Origin of the sequence: Kitasatospora papulosa, from assembly GCF_000717245.1 — a bacterium.
Lineage (GTDB): Bacteria > Actinomycetota > Actinomycetes > Streptomycetales > Streptomycetaceae > Streptomyces > Streptomyces papulosus.
The window spans coordinates 239,669-252,894 of the sequence record NZ_JNYQ01000006.1 but is presented as its reverse complement, the minus strand read 5'-3'; the positions used below and the strand labels follow the sequence as shown (position 1 = coordinate 252,894).

General features: G+C 72.7%; 12 protein-coding genes. 6 read left to right on the top strand and 6 right to left on the bottom strand.

The window, feature by feature from the left end; translation table 11 throughout:
• Positions 1–116: 116 nt before the first annotated feature.
• Positions 117–1,535: a hypothetical protein gene (locus tag IA22_RS0119995; RefSeq protein ID WP_015576319.1), complete on the bottom strand. Its 1,419-nt coding sequence runs from the start codon at positions 1,533–1,535 to the stop codon at positions 117–119.
• A gap of 242 nt (positions 1,536–1,777) precedes the next feature.
• Positions 1,778–2,170 carry an ankyrin repeat domain-containing protein gene (locus IA22_RS0119990; RefSeq protein ID WP_014157459.1) on the bottom strand — a complete coding sequence of 131 codons (393 nt, stop codon included), beginning with the start codon at positions 2,168–2,170 and terminating at the stop codon, positions 1,778–1,780.
• Positions 2,171–2,495: 325 nt separating this feature from the next.
• Between IA22_RS0119990 and IA22_RS0119985 the strand changes: the two genes are divergently transcribed.
• The gene (locus IA22_RS0119985; RefSeq protein ID WP_014157458.1) at positions 2,496–2,690 is read left to right on the top strand and encodes a hypothetical protein; all 195 of its coding nucleotides are present in this window, start codon (positions 2,496–2,498) and stop codon (positions 2,688–2,690) included.
• A 37-nt stretch (positions 2,691–2,727) separates the two neighbouring features.
• Positions 2,728–4,344 carry a membrane protein gene (locus IA22_RS0119980; protein WP_030124344.1) on the top strand — a complete coding sequence of 539 codons (1,617 nt, stop codon included), beginning with the start codon at positions 2,728–2,730 and terminating at the stop codon, positions 4,342–4,344.
• Between the two features lie 11 nt (positions 4,345–4,355).
• Here the strand turns inward: IA22_RS0119980 and IA22_RS0119975 are convergent, their stop codons facing one another.
• On the bottom strand, positions 4,356–5,855 hold the full coding sequence (locus tag IA22_RS0119975; protein ID WP_030124343.1) for an SCO1417 family PLP biosynthesis transcription factor: 1,500 nt from the start codon (positions 5,853–5,855) through the stop codon (positions 4,356–4,358).
• Between the two features lie 102 nt (positions 5,856–5,957).
• Here IA22_RS0119975 and yczE point away from each other — a divergent pair, with 102 nt between their 5' ends.
• The 4 genes from yczE (at position 5,958) to IA22_RS0119955 (ending at position 9,446) form a co-directional block, all read left to right on the top strand.
• On the top strand, positions 5,958–6,626 hold the full coding sequence (gene yczE / locus IA22_RS0119970; protein WP_015576323.1) for a membrane protein YczE: 669 nt from the start codon (positions 5,958–5,960) through the stop codon (positions 6,624–6,626).
• Complete coding sequence (locus IA22_RS0119965) at positions 6,623–7,396, top strand: glycerophosphodiester phosphodiesterase family protein (protein ID WP_015576324.1); 774 nt, start codon at positions 6,623–6,625, stop codon at positions 7,394–7,396. Before yczE ends, IA22_RS0119965 begins: the two co-directional genes overlap by 4 nt.
• Positions 7,397–7,442: 46 nt before the next feature.
• Positions 7,443–8,807, top strand: a complete 1,365-nt coding sequence (locus tag IA22_RS0119960) for an MFS transporter (protein ID WP_030124342.1) — start codon at positions 7,443–7,445, stop codon at positions 8,805–8,807.
• A 264-nt stretch (positions 8,808–9,071) separates the two neighbouring features.
• The gene (locus IA22_RS0119955) at positions 9,072–9,446 is read left to right on the top strand and encodes an RNA polymerase-binding protein RbpA (protein WP_014044757.1); all 375 of its coding nucleotides are present in this window, start codon (positions 9,072–9,074) and stop codon (positions 9,444–9,446) included.
• Positions 9,447–9,586: 140 nt separating this feature from the next.
• Here IA22_RS0119955 and fxsA read toward each other — a convergent pair whose 3' ends face one another.
• From fxsA to IA22_RS0119940, 3 genes are all read right to left on the bottom strand, one after another.
• Complete coding sequence (gene fxsA / locus IA22_RS0119950) at positions 9,587–10,186, bottom strand: FxsA family membrane protein (protein WP_015576327.1); 600 nt, start codon at positions 10,184–10,186, stop codon at positions 9,587–9,589.
• Positions 10,187–10,258: 72 nt separating this feature from the next.
• A complete protein-coding gene (locus IA22_RS0119945; protein WP_014157451.1) occupies positions 10,259–11,026 on the bottom strand; it encodes a polyprenol monophosphomannose synthase in 768 nt (255 codons plus the stop codon).
• Between the two features lie 535 nt (positions 11,027–11,561).
• Complete coding sequence (locus IA22_RS0119940; RefSeq protein ID WP_014157450.1) at positions 11,562–13,202, bottom strand: amidohydrolase; 1,641 nt, start codon at positions 13,200–13,202, stop codon at positions 11,562–11,564.
• Positions 13,203–13,226 lie beyond the last annotated feature (24 nt).

Sequence of the window (13,226 nt, the reverse complement as noted above, 5' to 3'; positions counted from 1 at the left end):
CGCATGGGGCGTGTCCCTGCCGACTTGGATCTGTCCGCCCGGGGAGCTCACGTGAGCGTTTGCCGCGCGCCCCCGGCGCGCGGCGTCCGGACTCCGTCGGTCTGCGGAGTGCCGGTTCAGACGGCGGGTGCGTCCGGTCCGATCCTGCTGCGTACGGCGGTCTGGACCTCGGCCTCCTCGGCCGGGTCGGCGGCGAGCCGCCTCAGCCGCTCGGCGACGCGGATGTCCCCGGTCTCGGCATGGTGTGCGGCGAGTTCCCGGGTGGTCTCCTCGCAGTCCCAGAGGCACTCGACGGCGAATCCGCTGGCGAAGGACGGGTCGGTGGCGGCCAGCGCCCGGGCGGCGCGGCCGCGCAGGTGCGAGGAGCACGTCTCGCGGTACACATGACGCAGGACGGGTGCGGCACAGGCGATACCCAGCCGGCCCGTGCCGTCGACCAGGGTCCACAGCCGCGGGGCGTCGGGGCCCTCGCCGCGGACCGCCTCGCGCAGTGCGGCGAGGACCAGCGGGGCGTCCTGTGCGGCGCCACGGCAGGCCAGGACCCCGGCGGCCGACGCGCCGAGGGCGTCGGGCCGGTGGGCCCAGCGCCGCGCACGGCCGACCGCCTCCTCACCGCACATGCGCTCGAAGGCGGCCACAGCCGCCTCGGCGACGGTGCGGGAGGCGCCGGCGACCGCCTGTTCGACGAGATCGAGCACGGCGGGGTCCCGGGCCTCGGCGAGGTAGTGCAGGGCGGCGCAGCGCGCGCCCTCCGGGCCGCTGCGGGCGGCCTCGACGATCAGGGGGCGGTCCTCGGTGCCGGCGACCGCCGAGAGGCAGCGCGCCGCGGGGACGTGGAGCGCGCTGCCGCGCTCCAGTCCTTCCTGGGCCCAGTCGAAGACGGCCTGGACGCTCCAGCCCGGGCGCGGTCCGCCGGGCCTCATCTGCCGCTGCCACCGGTCGAAGGAGCCCTGCTCCGTCGCGGACCTGACACGGGCGCCGACCGTGTCACGCGGGTCGTCGGCCCAGAGCCGCCAGGGGCGGGGCTCGAAGGCGTCCCGCACGGTCGCGGCCAGTTCCGCGGTGCCCTCCGGGGTGGCGGGGAAGCGGGCGAGCACCGCCTCGGCGAGGGAGCGCAGCCCGGTGTCGTCGTCGCGCAGGGCCAGCTCGTCGAGCGCCCAGGCCCAGTTGGCCCCGGTCGCGGCGTACCGGCGCAGGAGCACGAGGGCGTCGTCGCGCCCGTAGGAAGCGAGGTGCCCGAGCACGGCGAGTGCGAGGCCGGTGCGTGAGTCGTCGGTGTCGAGGTGGTCCTCGGCGTCCCACAGATGGCGCTCGATCTCCTCGGTGCCACCGTCGAGGTCGAGGTACAGGCGGGCGTAGTAGAGGGAGCGGTTCTCGACCTGCCAGTCATGACGCGGATCGCTCAGGACGCAGTGGTTGAGAGCCGCGAGGGCCTCGGAGCGGGGGGCGGCGAGAGCGTGGAGCGTGCCGTCGCCGCGGCCCCTCTGCAGCAGGCCGAGCAGTGTGCCGCTCGGCGCTATGAACGGATCGAACATGGGGAAAGCCTCACATCAAGCTGTCGACGCAACCGGGACTGTGCTGTTCCATGTGCCGGGGTGACATCCCCTAGGCCGCGCAGCAACATGATCGGCCGACCGCCGTCTTCTGCCTGGTGTTCATCTTCCTCTGCCTCTCGTCGGTGGCCCGATTCGGACCCGCGACGTCATGATGACCCAGCCATTTCGCCGACGCGACCACATTTACGACGCACCGGTCGGTACGCGGTCCGGGCCGCCGCTCAGCGCGCACCGAAGAGTTCCAGCAGGTCGTCCTTGCCGAACATGCGCGCGGTGTCCACGGCGGAGGGTGTGCCGGCGGCCGGGTCGGCGCCCGCGGCGAGCAGTGCGTCGATCACTTCGCGCTCGCCCTTGAAGACGGCTCCGGCCAACGGGGTCTGCCCCCGGTCGTTGGCCCGGCCCGGGTCGGCGCCGCGGTCCGCGAGCGCCACGACGGCGGGGGCGTGGCCGTGGTAGGCGGCGAGCATGAGCAGGGAGTCGCCCCGGTCGTTGGTGAGGTTCGCGGGGACGCCCGCGTCGACGTAGGCGGCGAGCGCGTCGCTCTCGCCCCGGCGGGCCAGGTCGAAGACCTTCGTCGCCAGCTCGACCACCTCGGGATCGGGGGTTTCGCTCATCGGGGCGGTCCGCCTTTCATGGCCTTCGCGGCCGTGGCCGGCCTGGTGGGGGTACGGCGAGGGCCGTACGAGTGAATCGACAGAGTACTGCTCGGGACAGTCGTGAGCCTTCCCCGCAGGGGCGGAAGATCACGGTGCCGGGGCCGCTTTTCCGGCGGGGACAGGGCCGCAGCGGCTCCCCCCGGGCAGCGGGGTGGCGGCCGTCCACCCTCCGGTCGGGTGAAATCACACCTTGATCACTCAGTTGCACCTTTAATCGTATAGATACATCTTGTGATCCTGGAAGTACTCATGGTGACTGTCCCCTCGACCAGGAGAACCGCTCATGATCCTCTCCATCTCGGGCGTGGTGCTGCTCGGCATCATCGCCTTCCTGTTCTTCAAGAAGGACGGACTCAAGGCGTCCCACGCCCTCGTCTGCTCCCTGTTCGGCTTCTACCTGGCCGGCACGGCGATCGCCCCGAGCATCACGGCCGGCGGGGCGAGCCTCGCCAGCATGCTGGGCGGGATCAAGTTCTGACGCCCCCAGACCGCTCCCACCTCTCCAGGAGACCGACGTGGCCCGGCGACCACTCCCCCGCATCCTCAGCAGCGGCAGCGCTTCGATCACCCGCAGTCGCGAGATCGCGCGCACGGCCGCCGACAACGCCACCGACGTCCTCCATCCGCTGATCACGGTCACCCGTGGCATGCGGTTGCTGGCGGGAGCGGGGCGGCAGAAGTGGACCGCGACACCCAGGGACCGGCGCGGACACGTGCTGTTCCTCGTCGCGGCCTGCGTCCTGGCGGTGGCGCTCATCCCCTACGGGCCGCTGCTGGCCCTCATCTCGGTGATGGGCGCCGCCGCATGGCGGGGACGCGACCGCACCCCCGCGAGGACCGGCCCCGACGAGGCGGGGACCGCACGGCTCCAGGCCCTGTACGAGGCGCTGGTCCCGCACTTCTCCGTGCCCGACGACCCCGCGCCGCTGTTCTCCCACGGCGGCGACTGGGAGAAGGCCTTCGGCACCTCCTACGTCTTCGACGCCGACGGCCGCCTCACCCGGCTCCAGGTGACCTACCCGGCGTACTTCACCGACGGCGACCCCGCGGCCCGCTCCCGGGTCGAGCAGGTGCTCCACGCCAAGTCGGGCCGGGGCCGCGAGTACCACTTCGCCTGGGACGAGGAGAGCAACCAGCTCCTCATGACGGTGCTCCCACCCCTGCCCACCACCATCGCCGCCCAGCGGTTCGTCACCGCCCCGGGCGAGACCGTGCTCGGCTTCACCGACGCCGACGCGGTCCGGCGGACCGTTCCGGTCGAGGACGGCGACGTGACCCGGGACGCCTCCCCGGTGATCTGGCGGACCGGGGGCCGCTCCACCGAGCCCCATCTGCTGGTGGTGGGGCACCCCGGCAGCGGCACCACGACCCTGATGCGTTCACTCGCCCTGCAGGCGCTCCAGCAGGGCGACGTCCTCGTGGTGGAGGGCGGCGGAACCGGCGAGTACGGCTTCCTTGCCGGCCGGGACGGAGTGCTGGCCGTGGAGCGCGGTCTGGCGGGAGCCCTCGCCACGCTCGAATGGGCGGCTCACGAGACCGAGCGGCGGCTCATCGCCGCCAACCGGGCCCGCCAGTCCGGGCATCCGGAGCCCGAGGACATCGGACGCCCTCTGTGGATCCTGCTCGACCGCCCGAGCGCGCTCGGGCACCTCGCGGCCGCCGACGGGCGGCAGGATCCGCAGGAGCTGCTCCGGGTGCCGCTGCGGCACGGCCGCGCCGCCGGGGTCACCGTCCTCGTCGCGGAACAGTTCGACAGCCTGCACGCCCTCGACGAGACCGTGCGGACCCACACCAGAGCACGCGTCGTCCTCGGCCCGGCGGACCGCGACGAGGTCGAAGCCGTCCTCGGCGCCCAGCCGCACACCACACCCACTCCCGACGTCCCGCCGGGCCGCGGGTACACCCGGCTGGGCGGCGGACCCGTCCTGCGGCTCCAGGTACCGGCCACTCCGGATCCGTACGACGACGCCACCAGCGAGGCGCACCGCACGGCGGTGCTCGACCTGCTGCCCGGCGGGGCGCCGGCGGTGGAGGCCGTGCAGGAGGCCCTTCCGGAGCCGGAGCCGGAACCCGAGATCGTGTCCACGCACAAGGACCGGCTGATCGGGGCACCGGCCACCGCGGAACGCTGAGGCGCGGGTCCTCAGGCGACGAAGGTCCGGGGGGCCTCCGCCCCCACCCCCGCGCCGGAGGCGACCAGGCCGGCGGCCGTGGCGAGCCGCTGAGCCGCCTCGTCCGCCACCGCGCCGCCCACCGTGAAGGGCAGCCGCACATAGCCCTCGAAGGCCCCGTCGACCCCGAACCGGGGCCCCGACGGGACGCGGACGCCGACACGTTCGCCCGCCACGGCCAGCCGGGAGCCGGACAGCCCGCCGGTGCGCACCCAGAGCGTGAGGCCACCGCGCGGCACCTCGAACTCCCACGCGGGGAGCTCTCGTCGCACCGCCCGCACCAGGGCGTCCCTGTTCTCCCGCGCCTGCTCACGCCGGACGGCCACGGCCTGCTCCCAGCCGCCGGTCCGCATCAGCCAGTTGATGGCGAGCTGCTCCAGCACCGGGGTTCCCATGTCGGCGTACGCGCGGGCCGCGACCAGGCTGCGGATCACGTCCGGCGCGGCCCGGACCCAGCCGATGCGCATACCGGCCCAGAACGCCTTGCTGGCGGATCCGACGGTCAGGACGGTGCTACCCGCGGGGTCGAAGGCGCAGACCTTGCGCGGCATGTCCTCGCCGGCGTCCAGGTCCAGCTCGCTCATGGTCTCGTCGACGACCAGCACCGTGCCCGCCGACCGCGCGGCTTCGACCAAGGCGCGGCGCTGCTGCTCGTCGGCCAGGGCGCCCGTGGGGTTGTGGAAGTCCGCGACGACGTAGGCCAGGCGCGGCGCCGCGTCCCGCAGCACCTGCCGCCACCGGTTCATGTCCCAGCCGCCGAGCCCCTCCTCCATCGCCACCGGCACCAGCCTGGCGCCGGTCTCACGCATGAGCTGGAGGATGTTGGCGTAGCTCGGGGACTCCACCGCGATGCGCTCGCCGCGCCCGGCGAAGAGGTGGCAGATGGCGTCGATGGCTCCCATCGCCCCGGTGGTGACCATGATCTGTTCCGGCATCGTCGGGATGCCGCACCCGGTGTAGCGGTCCGCGATCATCTGCCGGAGGGCGGGCAGGCCGGCCGGGTAGTCGCCGTGGGTGTGCGCGTACGGCGGCAGTTCCTCCAGTGCCCCTTGGACGGCCCTGGTGAGCCACGGTTCCGGGGCGGGCAGGGCGGCGCAGCCGAGGTCGATCATCGAGCCGAGGGATTCCGGCGGCAGCGGTTCGAGGCCCCGGGCCGGCAGCGGGTTCCCGGCCGGGACGGCGGTCCAGCTGCCGGCACCGCGGCGTGACTCCAGGAATCCCTCCGCGCGCAGTGCCTCGTAGGCGGCGGCTACGGTGGTGCGGCTGAGGGACAGGGCGAGGGCGAGCTCACGCTCGGCCGGCAGCCTCGCGGCGACCGGGACCCGGCCCTCCAGGACGAGCAGACGGACCCCGTCGGCGAGGGCGCGGTAGGCGGGCGGTTTGCGGGTGCCCGGCGCCAGGGGACGGGCCTGCTGACCCTGGAGCTGGCGGGCGAGCTGCGCCGCGCCGACGGTCGAGGTCCACTGCACCATGAGAATCAGTCCACCTTCCTCGGATTGGCCATAGTTGGCAGCCAATCCCCTGCCACAGAGTGACACGGAGCAGTCCACCACCACCACACAGGGGGCACCACCTTGTCCGATCCCACCGCGCGGAGCGGCACCAGGCTCACCCGGCGGCTGACCCATCTGTACGTCGGTCTGGCTCTGTACGGGGCCAGTTCGGCGCTCCTGGTGCGCGCCGGGCTGGGACTCGAACCGTGGGGGGTGCTGCACCAGGGGCTCTCCGAGCGGACCGGTATCTCCATCGGGGTCGTCTCGATCATCGTCGGGGCGGTCGTCCTGCTCCTGTGGATCCCGATCAGGCAGCGACCGGGGCTCGGCACGGTGTCCAACGTCTTCGCCGTCGGGATCGCGATGGACGGCACCCTCGCCCTGGTACCGGATGTGCACGGCCTCGGGGCGCAGATCCCGTTGACGGCGGCGGGCATCGTGCTCAACGGCGTGGCCACCGGCCTCTACATCTCGGCACGCTTCGGTCCGGGTCCCCGCGACGGCCTGATGACGGGCCTGAACCGGCTCACGGGCCGCTCCATCAGGATGGTGCGCACGGCGATCGAGGTGGCGGTGGTCGTGACCGGCTTCCTTCTCGGCGGATCCCTGGGCGTCGGCACCGTCCTGTACGCCCTGGCCATCGGCCCGCTCGCGCAGTTCTTCCTGCGCGTCTTCGACCTCTCCGCGCCGGATGCCCGCACCGTGGCCGGTACCGGACCGTCACCTCGGGAGGCGATACTTCCGCGGTGACCGCAGCGAATTCGGGGCGCCACCCCTACCTGGACCATCCTTCGACGATCGCCTTCGCCCACCGCGGCGGGGCGGCGGACGGCCTGGAGAACACCGCAGCCGCGTTCCGCCGGGCGTCCGGCGCCGGCTACCGCTACTTCGAGACCGATGTGCACGCCACGTCGGACGGGCGCCTGGTCGCCTTCCACGACCCGACGCTGGACCGGGTGACGGACGCCCGGGGGCGCATATCCCGCCTCCCCTGGAGCGAGGTGCGCCGGGCGCGGGTGGGAGGCAGTGAGCCACTGCCTCTGTTCGAAGAACTGCTGGAGGAGTTCCCGCACGCCCGCTGGAACGTGGACATCAAGGCGGAGCCCGCCCTCGTGCCGCTCGTCGACCTGATCCGCAGGACCGACGCCTGGGACCGGGTCTGCGTGGGGTCGTTCTCGGAGACGCGGGTGGCCCGGGCCGCCCGCCTCGCGGGTCCGCGGCTGGCCACCTCCTACGGGGTACGCGGGGTGCTGGGCCTGCGACTGCGCTCCTACGGCATCCCGGCGCCGCTCCGGGCGGGCGCCGTCTGCGCGCAGGTCCCCGAGAGCCAGAACGGCGTCCGTGTCGTCGACCGCCGGTTCGTCCGCACGGCACACGCCCGCGGCCTGCAGGTGCATGTCTGGACGGTCAACGAACCGGAACGGATGGCGGCGCTCCTGGACCTCGGGGTGGATGGCATCATGACCGATCACATCGAGACGCTGCGCACGGTGCTGAGCGGGCGGGGGGCCTGGGCCTGATGCCGGGACCGGCCGCGTCCGCACGGGACGAACGAGGGGGCGCGGTGTGAGCACCGGAACCGCAGGGACCGCGGATCCGGCCGGGCAGCCGGCCGGGACCGACGAGCGCAGGCGCGAGCAGCGCGGCTGGTACTTCTACGACTTCGCGTGCTCGGTGTACTCCACCAGCGTGCTGACGGTCTTCCTCGGCCCGTACCTGACGTCCATAGCCAAAAGGGCCGCGGACGCGGAGGGGTTCGTTCACCCGCTGGGCATACCCGTCCGCGCCGGTTCGCTCTTCGCGTACGCCGTGTCGGTGTCCATCGTCGTGGCGGTGCTCGTGATGCCCGTCGTGGGTGCGGCGGCGGACCGCACGGGCCGGAAGAAGCCCCTGCTCGCGGCGGCCGCCTACACGGGCGCGACGGCGACGGCCTGCATGTTCTTCCTGGACGGCGACCGCTACCTCCTGGGCGCCTTCCTGCTGATCGTGGCGAACGCGTCGATCTCCGTGTCGATGGCCCTGTACAACGCGTATCTGCCCCAGATCGCCACCCCGGAGGAGCGCGACGCGGTCTCCTCGCGCGGCTGGGCGTTCGGGTACACCTCGGGGGCGTTCGTCCTCGTCCTGAATCTGGTCCTCTACACGGGCCACGACTCCTTCGGGCTGTCGGAGTCCGACGCGGTACGGATCTGCATCGCCTCGGCCGGCGTGTGGTGGGGGGCCTTCGCCCTGGTACCGCTGCGGCGGCTGCGCGACCGGCGGGTCGAGGCGGGCGGCGACGGAGCGGTCGGCTCCGGATGGCGGCAGCTGCGGGCGACGCTGCGCGACATGCGCCGCCATCCGCTCACGCTGTCCTTCCTGCTCGCCTATCTGGTCTACAACGACGGCATCCAGACGGTGATCTCGCAGGCCTCCCTGTACGGCTCCGAGGAGCTCGGCCTCGATCAGACGACCTTGATCACCGCGGTGCTGCTCGTGCAGGTGCTGGCGGTGGCCGGGGCCCTGGGCATGGGACGACTCGCCCGGGTGTACGGAGCGAAGCGCACGATTCTCGCGTCGCTGGCGGTCTGGACCCTGATCCTCGCCGCGGCCTATGTCCTGCCCTCCGACGCGCCGGTGTTCTTCTACGTCCTGGCGGCCGCGATCGGGCTCGTGATGGGCGGCAGCCAGGCTCTCTCGCGGTCGCTGTTCTCGCACCTGATCCCCCGCGGGAAGGAGGCGGAGTACTTCTCCGCCTACGAGATGAGCGACCGGGGGCTCAGCTGGCTGGGGCCCCTGGTCTTCGGTCTCGGCTACCAGCTCACCGGCAGCTACAGGGATGCGATCCTGTCCCTGGTGCTCTTCTTCGCGGTCGGCTCGGCCCTGCTGGCGAGGGTGCCCGTGCGGGCCGCGGTGGCCGCCGCGGGCAATCCCGTTCCGGAGCGGATTTAGACGTCGAAGTGAAAGGCCGGTAGTGTACGCCTTTGGCCTGCCCGGAGGACCGTTACTGCGAGTGGAAGACGTCGAACCGTTGGGTGACAACGTCGAACATAGGTGACAAACCGGGCACCGATGGGTAAGCAACCCAGACCAAGCAGCGGCACGACGGGCGACGCATGACCGGCGACGGGAATCTTTGCCGCCGACCGGACGTTGACCGGATGACGACGACAGCGACACCTGTCCTGTGGGCGACAAGCCCGGGAGGCACGATTCATGAGTGAGCGAGCTCTCCGCGGCACGCGACTCGTGGTTACCAGCTACGAGACGGACCGCGGCATCGATCTGGCCCCGCGCCAGGCGGTGGAGTACGCATGCCCGAACGGACATCGATTCGAGATGCCGTTCTCGGTAGAGGCGGAAATTCCGCCGGAGTGGGAGTGCAAGGCGTGCGGCGCCACGGCACTCCTGGTGGACGGGGATGGCCCCGAAGAGAAGAAGGGCAAGCCTGCGCGTACGCACTGGGACATGCTCATGGAGCGGCGCACCCGCGAGGAGCTGGAAGAGGTGCTGGCCGAGAGGCTGGCGGTTCTCCGCTCCGGTGCCATGAACATCGCCGTGCACCCGCGGGACAGCAGGAAGTCCGCCTGACCGCGCCACACCGCACAGATCAAGAGCCGCGGGCCGCGACACAGCACATGTGTCGCGGCCCGCGGCTCTTGGTGTGCCAGGACCTTTCCGGGGGCCCGCCGCCGCGCCCCGTGACGGGTGACGGCGGCGGGACCGGGAGGTCAGGGGGTCAGCGGCGGCCGGTCCGTGCCGGTGCCGTCGTCCGGGCGGGGGTGCGTGGTCCGGCCGTCCTCGCGGATGACCTCGCCCTGGACGACCTTGCCGTCCGGCCGGTGGATGCGTGCCTGCTGGAAGGCGTCCGAGAACCCGCCGGGCGTCGCCGCCCTCATCCGGCGGTCCAGGGAGCGCTCGGCGGAGCGCCCGAGCACGGTACGGACCGGGGGCAGCAGGAGCAGGAGCCCCGCCACGTCGGAGATCATGCCGGGGATCATCAGGAGCAGGCCGCCCAGCATCAGGAAGCCGTTGCCCTTGGTGCCGGACGGGGCCTCGGCCGGGCCCTCGGGAGCGCCGGGCTGCCCGGGCATCCGCTGCAGGGTCTCGGTGAGGTTGCGGAAGGCGCGTCGGCCGGCCCGCTTGATCACCGCGGCGCCGAGCACGGCGCCGGCGACCAGGATCAGCAGCACGGTGAAACCGTTCGTCGCACCGGCCACCACGGTCAGCAGCCAGATCTCCAGGACCAGCCAGGCGGCGATGCCCAGCGGCAGGAGGGTACGGGCGCGTGAGCGCCGTGGACGGGTCGGAGGCGGGGTGCCGGTCGTCATGCCCCCAGTGTGCCTGTACGGGCGTGCAGGCGGCGTAAGGGGGTGATCATGAGGCTTCGGCCGGCAGGGCGGTCAGGGGGCCTTGCGGCCCAGCACCTTGTTGGCCCGTCCGGTGATGCCCCAGCCGGTGACCCGCCACAGGGCCTCGACGAGGATGTCGCGGCTCATCTTGGAGTCGCCGATCTCGCGCTCCATGAAGGTGATGGGCACCTCGACGACGTGGTAGCCCGCCTCGACGGCCCGCCGGGCGAGGTCGACCTGGAAGCAGTACCCCTGCGAGGCGACCTCGTCGAGGCCGAGCCCGTCCAGGGTCTCGGTGCGGAAGGCCCGGTAGCCGCCGGTGACGTCCCGGACCGAGAGGCCCAGCAGCATCCGGGAGTAGAGGCTGCCGCCGCGGGAGATCATCTCGCGGTGCCGGGGCCAGTTGACCACCCGGCCACCGGGCACCCAGCGCGAGCCGAGGACCAGGTCGGCGCCCTTCAGCGCGGTGAGCAGGCGGGGCAGTTCCTCCGGCTGGTGCGAGCCGTCCGCGTCCATCTCGACCAGGACGCCGTAGCCGTGCTCGGAACCCCAGCGGAAACCGGCAAGGTAGGCGGCGCCGAGCCCTTCCTTGCCCTTGCGGTGAAGGACGTGCACATGGCTGTCGCCGACCGCGAGCTCGTCGGCGACCTTGCCGGTGCCGTCGGGGCTGTTGTCGTCGGCGACGAGGACGTCCGCATCCGGAACGGCGGCGCGCACCCGGGCGACGATCAGCTTGACGTTCTCGGCCTCGTTGTAGGTCGGAATGATCACCAAGACTCTGCCGAGCGGGCCGAACTGCCTCTGACCGCCGTCGTTCACTACTGCCCCTTAAAGTCCGTACGCAGGTGCACACCATATCCAGCACGGGGCGGCAGGACTCCGACATGGTCACGGGTCGCGTCCGCCCCCGCGGACAGAAGCGTGGAACTGCGGACAGAAGGGGACCACTGCGGGTGGGGGCCCGGTGTCCTTCGGGCCGACCTGGGATCCGCTGGCTGCGGGTCGACCGAGAGCCGTTGTCTACTGAACCTCCGGGCCCCACCCGGGTCGCACCTGCCGTCCGGACGAAACCTTCCCACGCCCCCGAGGCGCGGGCGCTGAACCTGGCTGTCGTGGTGCTGCACCGGTGCGGCACACCACCCCACATGACCCAGCGGCGTTCGACGACTGCGTGGAGGTCTGACCGGTCGGACGTCCAGTGGTGGACCCGGCCGAACCTACCGGCCCGCAGCCGCTTTCTGTCAACAGTCGCCCGACCTGCCGTTTCTTCGGAAAACGCCTGGTCAGCGCAGCGGACTCACAGGTCGTCGCAGAGTGCCCGCGCCATCGATCGGCGGTACGGAACAGCGCGACGTCACTCGTTCGGCCGTACGTAGACATTTTGTCCGAACACCACCGTGCGGAGACAGACCGGAAGGTCCGCTCCCGGGGAGAGATCGGGCAGACCAGGGGTGCCGGAGCGTGGATCGGTGGACCAGCGCGCCACCCGGTCGTCGGGGGCCTGGACCAGCAGGTCGCCGGTACGCCAGACGGCGTAGTCGGCGGGGGCTCCCGGGACGAGCACACCCCCGTCGTCGCGCCCCACGGCCCGCCAGCCGCCCCGCGTGTGGGCGGTGAACCCTGCGCGCACGGAGACCCGGTGGTCCGGGGTGCGGTGGTGGGCGGCGGCCCGCACGGTCCCCCAGGGGTCCAGCGGGGTGACCGGGCTGTCCGAGCCGAAGGCGAGGGGCACACCGGCGCGCAGCAGGGCGGCGTACGGGTTGAGCGTGGCGGCGCGCTCGGCACCGAGGCGCCGGGCGTACATGCCGTCGGGACCGCCCCAGGCCGCGTCGAAGGCCGGCTGGACGGAGGCGGTGAGGCCGAGCTCGGCGAAGGCGGCGACGGTCTCCGGGGTGAGCATCTCGGCGTGTTCCACCCGGTGCCTGGCCGCCCTGATCCGGGCGAGCCCGAGCGTCTCGGCCGCGGCCCGGACGCCGGCCACCACGGCGGAGACCGCCGCGTCACCGATGGCGTGGAATCCGGCCTGGAGACCCGCTTCGGTGCACGCCGTCACATGCGCGGCGATCGCCGCGGCGTCGAGACGGCCCTCGCCGGTGTGCGGGGCGTCGGCGTAGGGCTCGTGCAGGAGGGCGGTGTGCGAGCCCAGCGACCCGTCCACGAAGAGGTCGCCGGCCGCGCCCACGGCACCGAGTTCACGGATCCGCCGGGCACCCTTCGCGTCCTCCACCGGCTCGGCCCAGTAGCCGAAGACCCGGGGGCCGGGCTGTTCGGAGGCCAGCCCCAGGAGCGCGGTGAAGTCCTCCTCGTCGGAGATCTCGGGGCCCGCGCACTCGTGCACGGTGCCGATGCCCAGCGAGGCGGCGTGCGCGAGTGCGGCGCGCTGGGCCCGCGCCCGCTGCGCCGGGGTGACGGCCCCGTGGGCCGCCGCGCGCACCGCGTGGTGGGCGTCGCCGGTCAGGGGGCCGTCGGGGTGGTAGCCGGTCCTGCCGGTGACGCCCGGCACCAGGTCGAGGAGCGCCGTGGTCACGACGGCCGAGTGGACGTCGACCCGGGGCAGGTACAGGGCCCGGCCTCCGGCCGCCTCGTCGAGTTCCCGGCGCGACGGGGGGCGCTGCTCGGGCCAGCGGGCCGCGTCCCATCCGTGACCGAGGATCACCGCGCCGTCCGCCTGGTCGCTCGCGAACGCGCGGACGCGTTCGAGGGCTTCGGCAAGCGTGCGCGCCCCGGAGAGGTCGAGCCCGGTGAGAGCGAGTCCGGTCGACGTGGTGTGGACGTGGGAGTCGGTGAAAGCGGGGGTGACCAGGGCCCCCTCCAGGTCGATCACCTCGTCGACACCGCTCGCGAAGGCGTCGGCCGCCCCCTCGGACCCGACCCAGGCGACATGGCCGCGTTCGACGACCATCGCGGTGGCGAACGGATCGGCGGGGCTGTGGACGTCTCCACCGCGCAGCAGCACGGTGCGGTGTTCGCTCTGGGGGGCGGTGCTCTCGGTCATGGGAACAGTCTCGCGCCTGCCGGG